13 protein-coding genes are annotated in these 16,708 nt (G+C 53.2%); 6 read left to right on the forward strand and 7 right to left on the reverse strand.

Annotation, left to right across the window (positions count from 1 at the left end; translation table 11 throughout):
- Positions 1-100: 100 nt before the first annotated feature.
- Positions 101-2,545: an acyl-CoA dehydrogenase FadE gene (gene fadE, locus HV334_RS19625; protein WP_049281681.1), complete on the forward strand. Its 2,445-nt coding sequence runs from the start codon at positions 101-103 to the stop codon at positions 2,543-2,545.
- 119 nt (positions 2,546-2,664) lie between these two features.
- Here fadE and tnpA read toward each other — a convergent pair whose 3' ends face one another.
- From tnpA to rppH, 5 genes are all read right to left on the reverse strand, one after another.
- Complete coding sequence (gene tnpA / locus HV334_RS19630; RefSeq protein WP_131381019.1) at positions 2,665-3,123, reverse strand: IS200/IS605 family transposase; 459 nt, start codon at positions 3,121-3,123, stop codon at positions 2,665-2,667.
- Between the two features lie 190 nt (positions 3,124-3,313).
- A complete protein-coding gene (gene thyA / locus HV334_RS19635) occupies positions 3,314-4,108 on the reverse strand; it encodes a thymidylate synthase (RefSeq protein ID WP_003033990.1) in 795 nt (264 codons plus the stop codon).
- Between the two features lie 6 nt (positions 4,109-4,114).
- Complete coding sequence (lgt, locus tag HV334_RS19640; RefSeq protein WP_003825606.1) at positions 4,115-4,990, reverse strand: prolipoprotein diacylglyceryl transferase; 876 nt, start codon at positions 4,988-4,990, stop codon at positions 4,115-4,117.
- Between the two features lie 164 nt (positions 4,991-5,154).
- Entirely contained in the window at positions 5,155-7,401 is a 2,247-nt protein-coding gene (gene ptsP / locus HV334_RS19645; protein ID WP_016154275.1) for a phosphoenolpyruvate--protein phosphotransferase, read from the reverse strand.
- Between the two features lie 12 nt (positions 7,402-7,413).
- The gene (gene rppH / locus HV334_RS19650; protein WP_003825602.1) at positions 7,414-7,944 is read right to left on the reverse strand and encodes an RNA pyrophosphohydrolase; all 531 of its coding nucleotides are present in this window, start codon (positions 7,942-7,944) and stop codon (positions 7,414-7,416) included.
- 684 nt (positions 7,945-8,628) lie between these two features.
- Here rppH and mutH point away from each other — a divergent pair.
- The 4 genes from mutH (at position 8,629) to HV334_RS19670 (ending at position 11,623) form a co-directional block, all read left to right on the forward strand.
- A complete protein-coding gene (gene mutH, locus HV334_RS19655) occupies positions 8,629-9,324 on the forward strand; it encodes a DNA mismatch repair endonuclease MutH (RefSeq protein ID WP_016157380.1) in 696 nt (231 codons plus the stop codon).
- Positions 9,325-9,399: 75 nt separating this feature from the next.
- The gene (locus HV334_RS19660) at positions 9,400-10,113 is read left to right on the forward strand and encodes a TerC family protein (protein WP_016154277.1); all 714 of its coding nucleotides are present in this window, start codon (positions 9,400-9,402) and stop codon (positions 10,111-10,113) included.
- A 144-nt stretch (positions 10,114-10,257) separates the two neighbouring features.
- Positions 10,258-10,476 (forward strand): lipoprotein YgdR, encoded by a 219-nt coding sequence (gene ygdR, locus HV334_RS19665; protein WP_000758660.1) that lies wholly within the window; start codon positions 10,258-10,260, stop codon positions 10,474-10,476.
- A 106-nt stretch (positions 10,477-10,582) separates the two neighbouring features.
- The gene (locus HV334_RS19670; protein ID WP_046276130.1) at positions 10,583-11,623 is read left to right on the forward strand and encodes an NADP(H)-dependent aldo-keto reductase; all 1,041 of its coding nucleotides are present in this window, start codon (positions 10,583-10,585) and stop codon (positions 11,621-11,623) included.
- A gap of 100 nt (positions 11,624-11,723) precedes the next feature.
- Here HV334_RS19670 and lplT read toward each other — a convergent pair whose 3' ends face one another.
- Positions 11,724-12,929, reverse strand: coding sequence for a lysophospholipid transporter LplT (gene lplT, locus HV334_RS19675; RefSeq protein ID WP_181220810.1), 1,206 nt, complete (start codon positions 12,927-12,929; stop codon positions 11,724-11,726).
- Complete coding sequence (gene aas, locus HV334_RS19680; RefSeq protein ID WP_181220811.1) at positions 12,922-15,081, reverse strand: bifunctional acyl-ACP--phospholipid O-acyltransferase/long-chain-fatty-acid--ACP ligase; 2,160 nt, start codon at positions 15,079-15,081, stop codon at positions 12,922-12,924. The genes lplT and aas overlap by 8 nt, the downstream gene beginning before the upstream one ends.
- 598 nt (positions 15,082-15,679) lie before the next feature.
- On the opposite strand from aas, the gene galR reads away from it, so the two are divergent.
- Positions 15,680-16,708 carry an HTH-type transcriptional regulator GalR gene (galR, locus tag HV334_RS19685; protein ID WP_016157382.1) on the forward strand — a complete coding sequence of 343 codons (1,029 nt, stop codon included), beginning with the start codon at positions 15,680-15,682 and terminating at the stop codon, positions 16,706-16,708.

Genomic DNA, 16,708 nt, shown 5'->3' on the forward strand with positions numbered 1-16,708 from the left:
TGTAATTATTTTGTAAACACATTGCTAAAAGAATTTACATCCACTACAACCATATCATCACAAGTGGTCAGACCTCCTACAAGCAAGGGAGCTTTTCGTTATGATGATTTTGAGTATTATCGCTACGGTTGTTCTGCTCAGCGTTCTGTTTTATCACCGCGTGAGCTTATTCCTCAGCAGCTTAATTTTGCTCGCCTGGACAGCTGCGCTTGGCGTGGTTGGCCTGTGGTCAATCTGGCTGCTGGTTCCTCTGGCCATTCTCCTCGTACCGTTTAACTTTACGCCAATGCGCAAATCCATGATCTCTGCGCCAGTGTTCCGCGGTTTCCGTAAAGTCATGCCGCCGATGTCGCGTACTGAGAAAGAGGCGATTGATGCCGGTACAACCTGGTGGGAAGGCGACCTGTTCCAGGGCAAGCCAGACTGGAAAAAACTGCATAACTATCCTCAGCCGCATCTGACAGCTGAAGAACAAGCGTTTATTGACGGCCCGGTGGAAGAAGCCTGCCGCATGGCGAACGACTTCCAGATCACCCATGAACTTGCGGATCTGCCGCCGGAACTGTGGGCGTATCTGAAAGAACACCGCTTCTTCGCGATGATCATTAAGAAAGAGTACGGCGGGCTGGAATTCTCCGCGTATGCTCAGGCTCGCGTTCTGCAGAAACTCTCCGGCGTTTCCGGGATCCTGGCGATCACCGTTGGCGTACCTAACTCCTTAGGCCCTGGCGAACTGCTGCAGCATTACGGCACCGAAGAGCAGAAGAATCATTACCTGCCGCGTCTGGCACGTGGTCAGGAGATCCCCTGCTTTGCTCTGACCAGCCCGGAAGCGGGTTCCGATGCAGGCGCGATCCCTGATACCGGCGTGGTTTGTATGGGCGACTGGCAGGGCCAGCAGGTGCTGGGTATGCGCCTGACCTGGAATAAGCGTTATATCACGCTGGCGCCTATCGCTACCGTACTGGGTCTGGCATTTAAACTCTCCGACCCGGAAAAACTGCTGGGTGGTGAAGAAGATCTTGGCATTACCTGTGCGCTGATCCCAACGTCAACCCCAGGCGTACAAATTGGGCGTCGACACTTCCCGCTGAACGTGCCGTTCCAGAACGGTCCGACGCTGGGCAAAGATGTCTTCGTGCCGATTGATTACATCATCGGTGGCCCAAAAATGGCCGGTCAGGGCTGGCGCATGCTGGTGGAATGTCTGTCCGTGGGACGCGGTATTACCCTGCCGTCTAACTCGACGGGCGGCGTGAAATCGGTCGCAATGGCAACCGGCGCGTATGCGCACATTCGTCGCCAGTTCAAAATCTCTATCGGTAAGATGGAAGGTATTGAAGAGCCGTTGGCACGTATTGCGGGTAACGCGTACGTGATGGATGCAGCGGCGTCGCTGATTACCTACGGTATTATGCTGGGTGAAAAACCGGCGGTGCTGTCGGCCATCGTGAAGTATCACTGTACCCACCGTGGACAGCAGTCAATCATCGATGCAATGGATATTACTGGCGGTAAAGGCATTATGCTTGGCGAAAGCAACTTCCTCGCCCGTGCTTATCAGGGCGCGCCTATCGCCATTACCGTTGAAGGTGCCAACATTCTGACCCGGAGCATGATGATCTTCGGTCAGGGGGCGATTCGCTGCCATCCGTACGTTCTGGAAGAGATGGCTGCGGCACAGAGTAACGATGTGAATGCGTTCGACAAGCTGCTGTTCAAACACATCGGCCACGTCGGCAGTAACAAAGTGCGCAGCTTCTGGCTGGGCCTGACGCGTGGCTTAACCAGCAGCACGCCAACCGGCGATGCGACCAAACGTTACTACCAGCATCTGAACCGTCTGAGCGCTAACCTGGCACTGCTTTCAGATGTTTCCATGGCCGTACTGGGCGGTAGCCTGAAGCGCCGTGAACGTATCTCCGCGCGTCTGGGCGATGTATTAAGTCAGCTGTATCTGGCCTCCGCTGTACTGAAGCGTTATGACGATGAAGGCCGTAATGAAGCAGACCTGCCGTTGGTTCACTGGGGCGTTCAGGATGCGTTGTACAAAGCGGAACAGGCGATGGACGACCTGCTGAAAAACTTCCCGAACCGACTGGTCGCGGGCTTGCTGAATGTGGTTATCTTCCCTACCGGTCGCCACTACCATGCACCGTCTGACAAGCTGGATCATAAAGTCGCGAAGATTCTGCAGGTTCCGAGCGCCACCCGTTCTCGCCTTGGCCGCGGTCAATACCTGACGCCGAGCGAGCATAACCCGGTAGGTTTGCTGGAAGAGGCTTTGCTGGATGTGATTGCGGCCGACCCTATCCACCAGCGGATCTGCAAAGAGCTGGGTAAAAACCTGCCGTTTACCCGCCTGGATGAACTGGCGCACAATGCGCTGGCTAAAGGGCTGATTGATAAAGACGAAGCCGCAATTCTGGTGAAAGCCGAAGCGAGTCGTCTGCGTAGCATCAACGTGGATGACTTTGAACCCGAAGCGCTGGCGACTCAGCCGGTAAAGCTGCCAGAGAAAGTGCGTAAAATCGAAGCGGCCTGAATATCGGCGAAATAAATATCCTCCGGCATAGCCGGAGGTTTTTCGGATGCGCCTATAAGGCTCTGTTACCAGCCGCGCCCTAACAGGCGCATACGATCTGACATTTGCATCAGACTTCGTTACTTACGGCCCGTAAACGGGCTACCCGGATAAGCGATCGATAACTGCTCACCCATTTTATCTTCTGCAAGCTGGTGCTTTATGTATTCCTGTATCTTCACCGTGTTCTTACCCACCGTATCTACGTAGTATCCCCGGCACCAGAACTCTCTATTCCTGTACTTGAATTTCATATCCCCAAACTGTTCATACAGCATCAGACTGCTTTTCCCTTTCAGATACCCCATAAAGCCGGATACGCTCATTTTGGGTGGGATTTCCACAAGCATATGGATATGATCCGCACAGCATTCCGCTTCCAGGATCCGCACGTTTTTCCACTCACACAGCTTTCTTAAAATGCTGCCTATCGCCCTGCGTTTCTCCCCGTAGAATGCTTGTCTTCGGTATTTGGGCGCAAAAACTATGTGATATTTACAGTTCCATCGGGTGTGCGCTAAGCTCTTTTCGTCCCCCATTGGGACCCCCTTTTGATTTCTTGTTAAACATTTGCAGTTGCCAGACCGCAATGTGTTTTAACAAATCAAAAGGGGTTTTAATAACTGGCCCAAAGCTGAAAGCTTTCCGGAACCCCCAGCCTAGCTGGGGGTTTTCTGTGCACAAAAAAACCGACGCACACGGGCGTCGGTTGTGACAGCATGAAGCCGATTAGATAGCCACTGGCGCTTTAATACCAGGATGCGGATCGTAGCCTTCAATTTCGAAATCTTCGAAGCGATAGTCAAAGATAGATTCAGGCTTACGTTTGATGACCAGCTTCGGCAGCGCGCGCGGTTCGCGGCTAAGCTGCAGATGCGTTTGATCCATATGATTGCTGTACAGGTGCGTGTCGCCACCGGTCCAGACAAAATCACCCACTTCCAGATCGCACTGCTGCGCCATCATGTGTACCAGCAAGGCGTAGCTGGCAATGTTAAACGGCAAACCGAGGAACACATCGCACGAACGCTGATACAGCTGGCAGGAGAGCTTGCCATCCGCCACGTAAAACTGGAAGAACGCGTGGCACGGCGCCAGCGCCATTTTATCCAGCTCACCGACGTTCCATGCAGAAACGATAATTCGGCGAGAGTCCGGGTCATTTTTGAGCTGGTTTAACACCGTGGTGATCTGGTCAATATGACGACCGTCTGGCGTAGGCCACGCACGCCACTGTTTGCCATAAACCGGGCCCAGATTACCGTTTTCATCCGCCCATTCGTCCCAGATTGAGACGTTGTTTTCATGCAGGTAGGCAACGTTGGTGTCGCCCTGCAAAAACCACAGCAGTTCATGAATGATCGAGCGTAAATGACAGCGTTTAGTCGTAACCAGCGGGAACCCTTCCTGCAGATTAAAACGCATCTGATGACCAAAAATGGAAAGCGTTCCGGTTCCGGTACGGTCGTTTTTCTGTGTGCCTTCATCCAGCACTTTTTGCATCAGTTCTAAATACTGTTTCATGGTTCCTCAGGAAACGTGTTGCTGTGGGCTGCGGCGGTACGCCCAAACCATCATAATAATGCCTGCGACAATCATCGGGATTGAGAGGATCTGTCCCATGCTAATGTACTGTACCCAGGTGCCGGTAAACTGTGCATCCGGCTGGCGGAAGAATTCAACGATAATACGAAACGCGCCATAACCAATCAGGAACAGACCGGATACCGAACCCATCGGGCGCGGTTTACGAATGTACAGATTAAGAATGATAAACAACACAACGCCTTCCAGCGCCATCTCATAAAGCTGTGAGGCATGGCGCGGCAGCGAGCCGTAGGTATCAAAAATAGACTGCCATTGCGGGTTAGTTTGCAGCAGTAAAATGTCTTCGGTACGGGAGCCCGGGAACAGCATGGCGTACTTGAAGTTCGGATCAACGCGTCCCCACAGCTCACCGTTGATAAAGTTGCCCAGACGCCCTGCGCCCAGACCAAACGGAATCAGCGGGGCAATGAAATCAGAAACCTGGAAGAACGAACGCTTGGTGCGTTTGGCGAAGATAATCATCACCAGGATCACACCAATCAGCCCACCGTGGAAGGACATCCCGCCGTCCCAAACGCGGAACAGATACAGCGGATTATCGAGGAATAACGGGAAGTTATAGAACAGTACGTAACCAATACGTCCTCCGAGGAAAACCCCGAGGAAGCCCGCATACAGTAGATTTTCTACTTCATTTTTGGTCCAGCCACTGCCCGGACGATTAGCACGGCGCGTCGCCAGCCACATCGCAAAAATAAACCCCACCAAATACATTAAGCCGTACCAGTGAAGCGCGACGGGTCCGATTGAGAAAATGACCGGATCGAAATCCGGAAAATGCAGATAGCTACTGGTCATCTGTCACCACAAGTTCTTGTTATTTCGCTGAAGTCAGACAGCAATTGATAAGCGCGCCTGCATAATGCAGGCGCTCCAAAGGTGCGAATGATAGCACATGGGGATCGCAGCGGATGCCGATTACAGTTAAAAGATATGTATACCTACTGTTACCAGCCCTCGATTCACAATCCCCCGCGAATCAGTCCCCCCATGCCACGGCGTTCCATAAAAGCCGCCACCTGATGGCGTACTTCTGTCGCCATCTGCGCTTCCAGACTGCGTTGCGCCAGCGTTTGCGCCTCATCAAAATCGATATGGCGCAGCAGATATTTAACGCGAGCCACGGAACGACCGTTCATCGACAAATGGCGAAAACCCAGGCCGATCAGAATGGCCACGCACATCGGGTCGCCCGCCATTTCACCGCACAATCGCAAATCGATACCGCTTCTTTCGGCTTCCTGCGCAATCATCGCCAGCACACGTAACATACCCGGATGCAGGCTGTCATAAATGCTGGCTACCCGCGTATTGTTACGATCGACAGCCAAAATGTACTGGGTGAGATCGTTGGTTCCGACCGAGATAAAGTCTATCCGGTTTATCAGATGCGGCAGCATAAACACCATCGACGGAACTTCCAGCATGATGCCAATGCGCGGTTTTGGGATCGCGTAGCCGATCATCTCTTCCACTTCGCGTCCGGCGCGTTCAATCAAACGTCGCGCTTCGTCCACTTCATCAATGCTGGTGACCATCGGCAGCAAAATGCTCAGGTTGCCGGTTGCCGCGTTGGCACGCAGCATGGCCCGAACCTGGATCAAAAAGATCTCCGGCTGATCGAGCGTTATGCGAATGCCACGCCAGCCAAGGCACGGGTTCTCTTCACTGATCGGCATGTAGGGCAGTTGTTTATCGGCGCCGACATCCAGCGTACGCAGAGTCACCGGCTTGTCGTTAAACATTTGCAGCATGCCCTGATACTGCGCAACCTGTTCTTCTTCCGAAGGAAAACCGCTTTGCAGCATGAACGGGATTTCGGTGCGATACAGGCCAATGCCGTCGATCCGGCTCCCCAGCTTCTCTTCATGCTCCGGGCTGAGGCCAGCATTGAGCATCACCTTCACGCGCTCGCCGCTTTTCAACTGTGCTGGCTGGTTGACGTCATCTTCCGCCAGGCGGCTCAGTTCTATTTCTTCACTGATAAGACGCTGGTATTCCTGGATCAATACCGGTTCTGGATCGACCAGCAGTTCACCGCGATAACCGTCCACTACCAGCGTACGGCGGTGTAACACCGATGGCTGGATATCGGCCCCCATGACGGTAGGGATACCCAGCGCACGAACCATAATAGCCGCATGAGAGTTGGCCGCGCCGTCCCGGACAACCACACCGACTAAGCGGTCCTGAGGAAGTTCCGCCAGCGTGGTGGCGGAAAGCTCATCCGCCACCAGCACAAAGCGTTCCGGCCAGGTATTCGGCCCCTGGATCGAGTCGTCAAGATGGAACAGCAGACGCTGGCCCAGCGCGCGTAAATCTCCGGCCCGCTCTTTGAGGTAGTTATCACTCAGCGCGGCAAACTGTTCGGCAAACTTTTCAATGATCGTTTTAACGGCCCACTCGGCCACCGAACCGTTATCCACTTCCGCAAACAGCTCACGGCGCAGACGAGTATCGGAAAGCAAGTGTGAGTAGAGATCAAAAATCGCCGCCGTTTCTTTTTGCGCCCCGGCGGTAAAGCGTTTGCTGTAGCGGCGGAATTCATTCGCCGCCTCTTCCAGCGCACCGGTGAGCCGCTCGCGCTCAAGCGCCGGATCCAGCGTTGAAGCCTGATAGACCTGCTCCATCAGCGGCAGCGTCGCATCCTGCCAGCCTTCGGCTATTGCCACGCCAGGGGCGGCGGGCAATGCGCGGATGCGCGTTTGCCGGTATTGGCCGAACAGTGCGTTTAGCTGCGACTGCGAAAGAATAGCCGCCATTTGCGTGGCGAGCGTGACGAGGAAAGACTCTTCACTTTCATCGTACTGGCGCAATTCGCGCTGCTGGACCACCAGCACACCTAACAGCTGACGGCGCTGAATGATTGGTACGCCTAAGAACGCACGAAAGCGCTCTTCTTTTACCGAAGGGATGTATTTAAAGCTGGGATGTTTTTGCGCATCGGCGAGGTTGATAGGTTCCGCCAGCCTGCCAACCAGGCCAACGATACCTTCATCAAACGCGAGTGCGACAGTACGACCACGCGGTTTCTTCAGTCCCCGGGTCGCCATGAGGTAATAACAACGTCGATCGTGATCGGCCAAATAAACCGAACAGACCTCTGTATCCATCGCAAGACAGATGTCGGTAACCAGAATATTCAGCGCTTCATTCAGACGCGGAGCACTGGCCACCTTTTCGACTATTTCGCGCAGGCGGGTGAGCATAATTTGCGTAGCTTAACCTCTTTTACGTCTGTACGCAGGTGCGCTTTGCGGCTTAGGAGTGCTTTCCTGAAGCGCCATGACAACACTTGCGAATTCTTTCATCACCCTGCGATAGACATCGCGTTTAAATGACACCACCTGTCGAACCGGATACCAGTAACTCACCCAGCGCCAGCCGTCGAACTCAGGTGTACTGCTGGTTTGCATATTGATTTCAGCATCGCTGCTGACCAATTGCAGAAGAAACCATTTTTGTTTCTGGCCGATACAAACCGGCTTCGTGTCCCAACGCACCAAACGTTTCGGTAACTTGTAACGCAACCAGTTACGAGTAGAAGCAAGGATCCGTACATCTTTACGACTGAGACCCACTTCTTCAAAGAGTTCCCGGTACATCGCCTGCTCTGCTGTCTCTCCTGCATTTATCCCACCTTGCGGGAATTGCCAGGAGTGCTGACCAAATCGCCGGGCCCACATGACCTGCCCCTGGCGGTTACAAATTACTATCCCTACATTCGGGCGGTAGCCATCGTCATCAATCACCGGACTACCTCAATATAAACCTTATATACAAACGATTGTTTCACACTCCAGAGAGGCGGTAAACCACTCTGTTAAGGGCGCGATACTCTAATAACAATTGAATAACTCACAGCTAAGGGCGGAGTTATAAACAGAAGAAGGGCAAGCAAGGCGATTTTATTCACCTTTTCTGTGGATATAGTTGTGAAGAAGTACGGAATTACTATGGGAAAACCCAGAACAGTCCGAATAAGACATTCGTCACATATCAAAAATAGTCCTCTATATTCATTAAGTTAAAACCGTTAAGCGCAAATAAACCCATAGAAATGTGACGTATATCACGCACACGATCTTTAGGCTGATGAAAGATCGACCAGCGTTGGTTTTATCCACAGATTATGCCAATAAGTTAGGCACAATTTGTGTGAAAATTCGATTTTCGTCGCACGTCAAGGCTGTAAATTGAAACAGTAGTGGGGGTTTTTCACAGTTATCCCATCTTTCTGTGGATAACATGGTGTAAGATCCTGTTCATTGTCAGTGACCAGAATTGGAAAACCCGCTTCGCTGTTGCGCAACTCTGCGTATGTGAATCTAAAAACCAATATAAATCATAGAATTGAATAAAGCATGTGGAAAAAGATAAACTCTGTCCACACGGTATAAAATCTTTGCTCATTTTTTCACCTAAGGGTTAACCCGATGTCAGAACTCCATCCGCTGCTTTCTCCCCCTGAATCTGAAGCCCAGTTGTTGAGCCAGGCACAGCTGCTTTCGGGCTACGCGCTGGGAGAGTTGGCGGCAATGGCGGGACTCGTCGCCCCCAAGGATCTCAAGCGCGATAAAGGCTGGATTGGCGTGCTACTGGAAATCTGGCTCGGCGCCAGTGCGGGCAGCAAACCGGAGCAGGATTTTGCGGCGCTGGGCGTGGAGCTGAAAACAATCCCAGTGGATAGCCTTGGCAGACCGCTGGAAACCACCTTTGTGTGCGTGGCACCGTTAACCGGCAATACCGGCGTTACCTGGGAAACCAGCCATGTGCGGCACAAACTTAAACGCGTTCTGTGGATCCCGGTAGAAGGCGAACGTAGCATCCCGCTGGCGGAGCGCCGCGTCGGTTCTCCCCTGCTGTGGAGCCCGAATGAAGAAGAAGACCGGCAATTGCGTCTGGACTGGGAAGAGTTGATGGACATGATAGTGTTAGGCCACGTCGAACGCATCACTGCCCGCCATGGGGAAGTGCTACAGCTGCGTCCTAAAGCCGCCAACGCCCGAGCGCTTACCGAGGCAATTGGCGCCCATGGCGAACCCATCCTGACCCTACCACGCGGTTTTTACTTGAAAAAGAACTTCACGCGCGCATTGCTTGAGCGACATTTCTTGTTCCAGGCGCAATAGGCACCGTCCGGTCTTTCACCCGCCGCGTTACGGGCCTATAATTACCGCTTCTTTTTTTTGGCAGGACTTTGTTCGATGTTATTTGCATGGATAACCGATCCTAACGCCTGGCTTGCGCTCGGTACGCTGACGCTGCTGGAGATCGTTCTTGGGATCGACAATATTATTTTCCTCTCTCTGGTTGTAGCCAAACTCCCGACAGCGCAACGCAATCATGCCCGACGTATTGGGCTTGCGGCGGCGATGATCATGCGTCTGGCACTGCTGGCCTCTATCGCCTGGGTAACGCGTCTGACAAACCCGCTATTCGAAGTGTTTGGCGAGGCAATATCAGCGCGCGACTTGATCCTTCTACTCGGGGGATTGTTCCTGATCTGGAAAGCCAGTAAGGAGATCCACGAATCCATTGAAGGTGAGGAAGAGGGGCTGAAAACCCGCGTTTCCTCTTTTCTGGGCGCGATTGTGCAGATCATGTTGTTAGACATTATCTTCAGCCTGGATTCCGTGATTACTGCGGTAGGCTTGTCCGATCATCTGTTTATCATGATGGCGGCAGTGGTGATTGCCGTGGGTGTGATGATGTTTGCTGCACGCCCGATTGGCGATTTTGTCGATCGCCATCCTTCGGTAAAAATGCTGGCACTCTCGTTCCTGATTCTGGTCGGTTTCACGCTAATTCTGGAAAGTTTCGACGTCCACGTTCCGAAAGGATATATCTATTTCGCCATGTTCTTCTCTATTGCGGTAGAGACCCTGAACCTGTGGCGTAATAAAAAAAATCCGCTCTGATGAAATCCATCGCTCCCCGCACGGGGAGCGAATGCGCGCCACACCTACCTCTTCTCACAGTTTAAGATTTTACTGCTTTCGCCATGCACAACTTCGCGTTATTACTAAACTATTGTCAGATGCAGGCCATGTGAGGATAAGCAGATGAAAAAATGGGCAGTTTTGATTTCCGCCGTAGGACTGGCTTTTGCCGTTTCCGGATGCAGCAGTGATTATGTTATGGCGACAAAAGATGGTCGAATGATCCTGACCGATGGAAAACCAGAAATTGACGATGATACCGGTCTGGTGAGCTATCACGACCAGCAAGGCAATGCGATGCAGATTAATCGCGATGATGTGTCTCAAATCATTGAACGCTGATGGTTGAGGTCAGCAGCGCGCTGGCCTTAACAATTTTACTTCCCTTTTTCTCTTCCCTCAGCCATTTTTATAATCCTTATGTCGTGATTATAAAAAGGAAACGGCTATGCAATATCACCGTATACCCCACAGCTCGCTTGAAGTCAGTACACTGGGGCTGGGCACAATGACGTTTGGTGAACAAAACAGCGAAGCCGACGCACATGCACAGCTCGATTATGCCGTAGAACAAGGCATAAATTTGATCGACGTTGCCGAGATGTATCCGGTACCGCCGCGTCCTGAAACCCAGGGTCTCACCGAAACCTACGTAGGTAACTGGCTCGCCAAACACGGCAGCCGTGAAAAGCTAATCGTTGCTTCTAAGGTCAGTGGGCCTTCACGTAACAACGACAGCGGTATTCGACCGAATCAGGCGCTGGACCGTAAAAATATTCGTGAAGCGCTGCACGACAGCCTGAAAAGACTGCAAACCGATTACCTGGATCTGTATCAGGTTCACTGGCCGCAGCGCCCGACCAACTGCTTTGGTAAGTTAGGCTACAGCTGGACGGACTCTGCGCCAGTCGTTTCGCTGCTGGATACGCTGGACGCGCTGGCAGAGTTTCAGCGCGCGGGGAAAATTCGCTACATCGGCGTGTCCAATGAAACCGCGTTTGGCGTGATGCGCTACCTGCACCTGGCGGACAAACACGATCTGCCGCGCATCGCCACCATCCAGAACCCCTACAGCCTGCTGAATCGCAGCTATGAGGTTGGACTGGCGGAAGTGAGCCAGTATGAAGGCGTTGAACTGCTGGCCTACTCTTGCCTTGGCTTCGGTACATTAACCGGTAAATACCTGAACGGCGCGAAGCCAGCCGGTGCACGCAATACGCTGTTTAGCCGTTTCACGCGTTACAGCGGCGAGCAAACGCAAAAAGCCGTTGCGGCCTATGTGGATATCGCGAAACGCCATAATCTGGATCCTGCGCAAATGGCGCTGGCATTCGTGCGTCGTCAGCCGTTTGTCGCCAGCACCCTGCTGGGAGCCACGACGATGGAGCAGCTAAAAACCAACGTTGAAAGCCTGCATCTGGAGTTGAGCGAAGAAGTACTGGCAGAGATTGAAGCGGTGCATCAGGTGTATACCTATCCTGCACCGTGACGGTTAGTGCCTGATGGCGCTACGCTTATCAGACCTACAAATTGCTGCTCTCTGTAGGCCAGATAAGGCGACGCTGCCATCCGGCACATTCATTGTTCATTCATCTCGTACCAGGCTGGCGGCGCTGCCAAATCCACAGCGCCGCAATCGCCAGCGCAAACAGCGCACCGAATCCAATACCAATCGCTACCGCCGGGATCCCCACCAGCACTGCCAGTGAGTAAATCCCAAGCATCAGCAGCATCGCGCTGTTTTCGCCCAGGTTTTGCACCGCGATCGCATTACCCGCACCGACGCTTTTCTTGCCCCGCTCCTGCAGCAACGCATTCAGCGGTACCACAAAGAAGCCACCTGACACGCCGATAAGCATCAGCAACGCGTAAGCCGGAAGCAGCGCATGCTGAAGTGAGAAAATCAGCACCACGACGCCAATCAGGATCCCCGCTGGCATACAGCGCGACACGGTTTCCAGCGTCACCAGCTTCGCTGCCACTCCCGCGCCTACGACAATCCCAATCGCTACCATAGCATTGAGGTAGGTCGGCGTAGCGTTATCGGTGATGCCGAGCGCCACCGGAACCCACAGCACCAGCAGAAAACGCAGCGTGACGCCCGCGCCCCAAAAAAGGCTGGTTCCGACCAACGAAAAACGTGTTTCACCGTTGCGCCACAGCGAAGAAGCGGCGCAGAAGAAACTGCGCGTCATTTTCCCCAGATGCCAGGATTGGCCAGGACGAGCCGCGGCCAGTTTCGGGATGTACAGGTTAGCCACCACGGCGCCAGCATAGGCCAGCGCACAGGCAGAAAGCGCGGCAATCACATGCCAGTCGGCCAGAACGCCACCAGCGACAGAACCGAGCAAAATCGCGGCGATAGTGGAGGCTTCCATCAGGCCGTTGGCTTTCACCAGTTTGTCACCGGTGGTCAATTCACCGAGAATGCCATACTTGGCCGGTGAGTACGCGGCCGCGCCAATCCCCACCAGCGTATACCCGAGAAACGGATTAATGCCGAAGCAAATACTCGCCGCGCCCAGCAGTTTCAGGGCGTTCGCGAACATCATCACTCTGCCTTTGGCAAAGCTATCCGCCACCTGTCCAACAAATGGTGCAAACAGGATGTAAGCGCCCACAAACACCATTTGCAGGATTGGCTGGCTCCAGTCCGGATAAAATTCTTCCTTCAGCAGCGCCAGCGTGGCGAACAGCAGTGCGTTATCGCCAAACGCCGACAGAAACTGCGCGGCGATGACGGACATCATCCCTTTGGACCAGATTGAAGTGTTAGTGTGCGCTGACTCAATCATGTTGTTTTTCCGGCTCATCGACCCAGCTTTTCAGCGTAACAAAATCCGGCTTACCGCTGCCGAGTAATGGGAGTTGCTTCAGGTGGCGAATATCACGCGGCACGGCAAGTTCAGGCACGCCATGCGCTCGCGCATACTGCTGTAGTTTTTCACGCGTGAGTTCGCTGTCGGTAGTGAACAGCACCAGCGCCTCACCTTTGCTGGCATCGCTCTTGATCGCCGTGGCGTGCATTTTGTCTGCAGATACCGCCAATGCCAGTTGCTCAACCATTTCCAGCGAGACCATCTCTCCGGCAATTTTAGCAAAACGCTTGGCGCGCCCCTGGATCTGTACAAAGCCGTTTTCATCAAAGCGGACGATGTCTCCGGTGTCATACCAGCCGCGCTCAATCTCACCCTGCGCATTTTCTGCCGTCGGCACTTTCAGCACGCCAGGTTTTTCGACGCGCAAATAGCCGCTCATAATATTCGGGCCTTTCAGTTGTAAACGCCCACCGTCCTCAATACCCGGAACAGCCAGCAGTCGGGCATCCATGCCAGGCAAGATGCGCCCTACCGTTCCTGATTTTGCCGCCATCGGCACATTGATCGACACAACCGGCGCACATTCCGTCACGCCATAGCCTTCAAGGACACGCAGGCCAAATTTCTCCTGCCATAGCTGCTTTGTGCTGTCTTGCAGTTTTTCCGCGCCTGCCACCACATAGCGCAGGCGGTGGAAATCGTACGGATGCGCGAAACGCGCATAGTTGCCGAGGAACGTTGAAGTACCAAACAACACGGTGCAGTTCCGGTCGTATACCAGCTCCGGCACAATGCGGTAATGCAGCGGGCTGGGATAAAGAAACACTTCCGCACCGGTCAGTAGCGGCGTGAATAATCCCACCGTCAGGCCAAAGGAGTGGAACAGCGGCAGTGCCGACATAAAGCGGTCATCGGCGGTGAAATCGGCAATCGTTTTAATCTGCTCAACGTTCGCCAGAATACTCTTGTGGCTGTGGACCACGCCTTTCGGATGGCCTTCCGAACCAGACGTAAAGAGGATCACCGCAGCCTCTTCCGGCTGCTGTTTCACCTGCGCCAGATGCGGTGCCAGCAGATGTGAGAAAATCCACAGCTTATCGCTCAACGTCACATCGGCTTTTAAATCTTCCAGATAAACCCAGCGTACCTGGGTGAGCTGTTCCGGTAGATGCCAGAGTTTGCCTTTATCGAGAAACTGTCGGGAAGTGAAGATCGTTTTGATTTCAGACGCAGTAATGGCGCTGGTTAACCCTTTCACGCCCGCCGTGTAGTTCATCATGGCCGGAATGCGTCGACGCGCAATGGCACCAAAAATGACCGCCGCGCTGATCCCCGCATTTGGCAGCATCAGGCCGATTTTTTCACCTTCGGCGCTGTATTTTTCCAGAATACGGGCCACAAAGAGCGTCTTAGTCAGCAGTTTGCGGTAGCTGTCCGGCGTAAAGTTAACATCTTCAATGCAGTTTTTGCCCGCGCCAAAACGGTATTTTGCCGCCAGCAGCGACTCGTATAGCGTTTCACGCGGGCGTACCGCCATGCGAGCTTCCATCATAATTTGATGTAGCATTTCACCGGCGATTTTGCGGCGATCGCGAGCTCGCGGGGCTTCCGGCATTGACATTTGAGTCGGCGGTAGAATGTGCAGTTGGATACGCGGGAAGAATCGCTGTTTAACCAGACCTTTCAGGCGGCTGAAGTGGGAAAGCTCTGCCCCCTCAATGCGGACAGGAACGACCGTCGCTCCCGACTTCGCGGCGACAAACCCGGCACCGTCATATATTTTCATCAACGAACCGGTGGTCGAAATGCGTCCTTCGGGAAAAATCACCACCGGACGGCCCTGCTCGACCAGACGGACCAGATGCTTAATCGACATCGGTTTAGTTGGGTCTAACGGCACGAAGTCAATCAGCGGGGTTAGCCAGCGCATATACCATTGCTGGCTGATCGAGGTGTAAACGGCGAAGACGGGACGAATCGGTAAAAATAGCGCCAGCAGGATGCCGTCTATAAATGAGACATGGTTGGGAGTGATTAGAACGCGTTCTCCCTGTAGCGCGCTGACATTGCCCGTGACGCGAACGCGGAAAAGCACGCGAAACAGATTACGAAAAAAGCCAAATAGCATCTCAACTCCCTGTGCCATTAATTATAGAAACATTAATGGTGGGAGAGTATACGAGTTGGGGAATGGGCGCGACAGGTAAACAGGTAAATACAGTCCGAAAAAAAACCTGCGCATCCGCGCAGGTCGGTGCAAGAGACAGGTACGAAGTGCGTACCGAATAATCTCACCAATCAATACCTCTGGGATCTTGATTGTGGTCGTCAGCAGCCAGATACGCCAGTACGAAAACGCAAAGGAATGAACCCAAATGCAACGAGTTGTGTAAATTATCGGTTACTGTTACAGATAGGCTGAAGGCAAAAAAAAACCTGCGCATCTGCGCAGGCTGGTGTAATTCTAGTGATCAACCCGAAAGTTGATTTCACCTATCAATACCTCTGGGATCCCAACTTTAGCAATCCGCTCAGTTCTCCCACCAGCGAACAATCGCAACAGCACATCGCAAAGTGTAAGCAAAAATTAGCATTTTCTATTTTCTGTCTTACTTCGCTCGCGCGCGCTCACATTTGCGAGGTCCTGACGGGCAATCTGCTTGAACAGCCAGCCATTTTCCGTAACACTGACGGAATGTAAGCGTTTACCCACAACAGGTACTATCATGGCGACCATAAAGGATGTAGCCCGACTAGCTGGTGTATCAGTCGCCACCGTTTCTCGAGTGATCAATGATTCCCCCAAAGCCAGCGAAGCATCGCGTCTGGCCGTAACGAGTGCAATGGAATCACTCAGCTACCACCCCAATGCGAATGCGCGTGCACTGGCGCAACAATCCACTGAAACCATCGGACTGGTCGTTGGTGATGTGTCCGATCCATTCTTTGGGGCAATGGTTAAAGCTGTCGAGCAGGTGGCCTATAACACCGGGAATTTTTTGCTGATTGGCAACGGCTACCATAATGAACAGAAGGAACGTCAGGCGATTGAACAGCTCATTCGCCACCGCTGCGCGGCCCTTGTTGTCCATGCCAAAATCATCCCGGATGCGGACTTGGCTTCATTAATGAAGCAAATCCCCGGCATGGTATTGATTAACCGAATTCTGCCGGGATTCGAACAACGCTGCGTTGCCCTTGATGACCGTTTCGGCGCGTGGCTCGCTACCCGACACCTTATTCAGCAGGGCCATACGCGCATTGGCTACCTGTGTTCCAATCACAGTATTTCTGATGCGGAAGATCGTCTGCAAGGCTATTACGACGCGCTGGCGGAGAGCAATATACCGGTAAGCGATCGACTGGTGACGTTCGGCGAACCGGATGAAAGCGGCGGTGAACAGGCCATGACCGAGTTACTTGGTCGTGGCAAAAACTTCACTGCGGTAGCCTGCTACAACGACTCAATGGCGGCTGGCGCCATGGGCGTATTGAATGATAACGGCATTGATGTGCCGGGAGAAATCTCGCTGATTGGCTTTGATGATGTGCTGATTTCCCGCTATGTGCGCCCACGTCTGACCACGGTACGCTATCCCATCGTAACTATGGCAACCCAGGCCGCTGAACTCGCGCTCGCGTTGGCGGAGAAGCGACCCGCACCTGAAATTACCCACGTCTTTAACCCAACTCTGGTGCGTCGCCATTCCGTTTCGGCGCTGACAGAGCCGGGGAACTCATCGTCAAACGATTAA

This window comes from Citrobacter sp. RHBSTW-00944 (genome assembly GCF_013615435.1).
GTDB classification, from domain to species: domain Bacteria; phylum Pseudomonadota; class Gammaproteobacteria; order Enterobacterales; family Enterobacteriaceae; genus Citrobacter; species Citrobacter braakii.

Bases quoted from the DNA above. Each gene is read 5' to 3' on its own strand.
- HV334_RS19670 (WP_046276130.1), top strand. From the start codon at position 10,583: ATGCAATATCACCGTATACCCCACAGCTCGCTTGAAGTCAGTACACTG.
- thyA (WP_003033990.1), bottom strand. From the start codon at position 4,108: ATGAAACAGTATTTAGAACTGATGCAAAAAGTGCTGGATGAAGGCACA.
- lplT (WP_181220810.1), bottom strand. From the start codon at position 12,929: ATGATTGAGTCAGCGCACACTAACACTTCAATCTGGTCCAAAGGGATG.
- tnpA (WP_131381019.1), bottom strand. From the start codon at position 3,123: ATGGGGGACGAAAAGAGCTTAGCGCACACCCGATGGAACTGTAAATAT.
- mutH (WP_016157380.1), top strand. From the start codon at position 8,629: ATGTCAGAACTCCATCCGCTGCTTTCTCCCCCTGAATCTGAAGCCCAG.
- lgt (WP_003825606.1), bottom strand. From the start codon at position 4,990: ATGACCAGTAGCTATCTGCATTTTCCGGATTTCGATCCGGTCATTTTC.
- ygdR (WP_000758660.1), top strand. From the start codon at position 10,258: ATGAAAAAATGGGCAGTTTTGATTTCCGCCGTAGGACTGGCTTTTGCC.
- HV334_RS19660 (WP_016154277.1), top strand. From the start codon at position 9,400: ATGTTATTTGCATGGATAACCGATCCTAACGCCTGGCTTGCGCTCGGT.
- galR (WP_016157382.1), top strand. From the start codon at position 15,680: ATGGCGACCATAAAGGATGTAGCCCGACTAGCTGGTGTATCAGTCGCC.
- aas (WP_181220811.1), bottom strand. From the start codon at position 15,081: ATGCTATTTGGCTTTTTTCGTAATCTGTTTCGCGTGCTTTTCCGCGTT.
- ptsP (WP_016154275.1), bottom strand. From the start codon at position 7,401: ATGCTCACCCGCCTGCGCGAAATAGTCGAAAAGGTGGCCAGTGCTCCG.
- fadE (WP_049281681.1), top strand. From the start codon at position 101: ATGATGATTTTGAGTATTATCGCTACGGTTGTTCTGCTCAGCGTTCTG.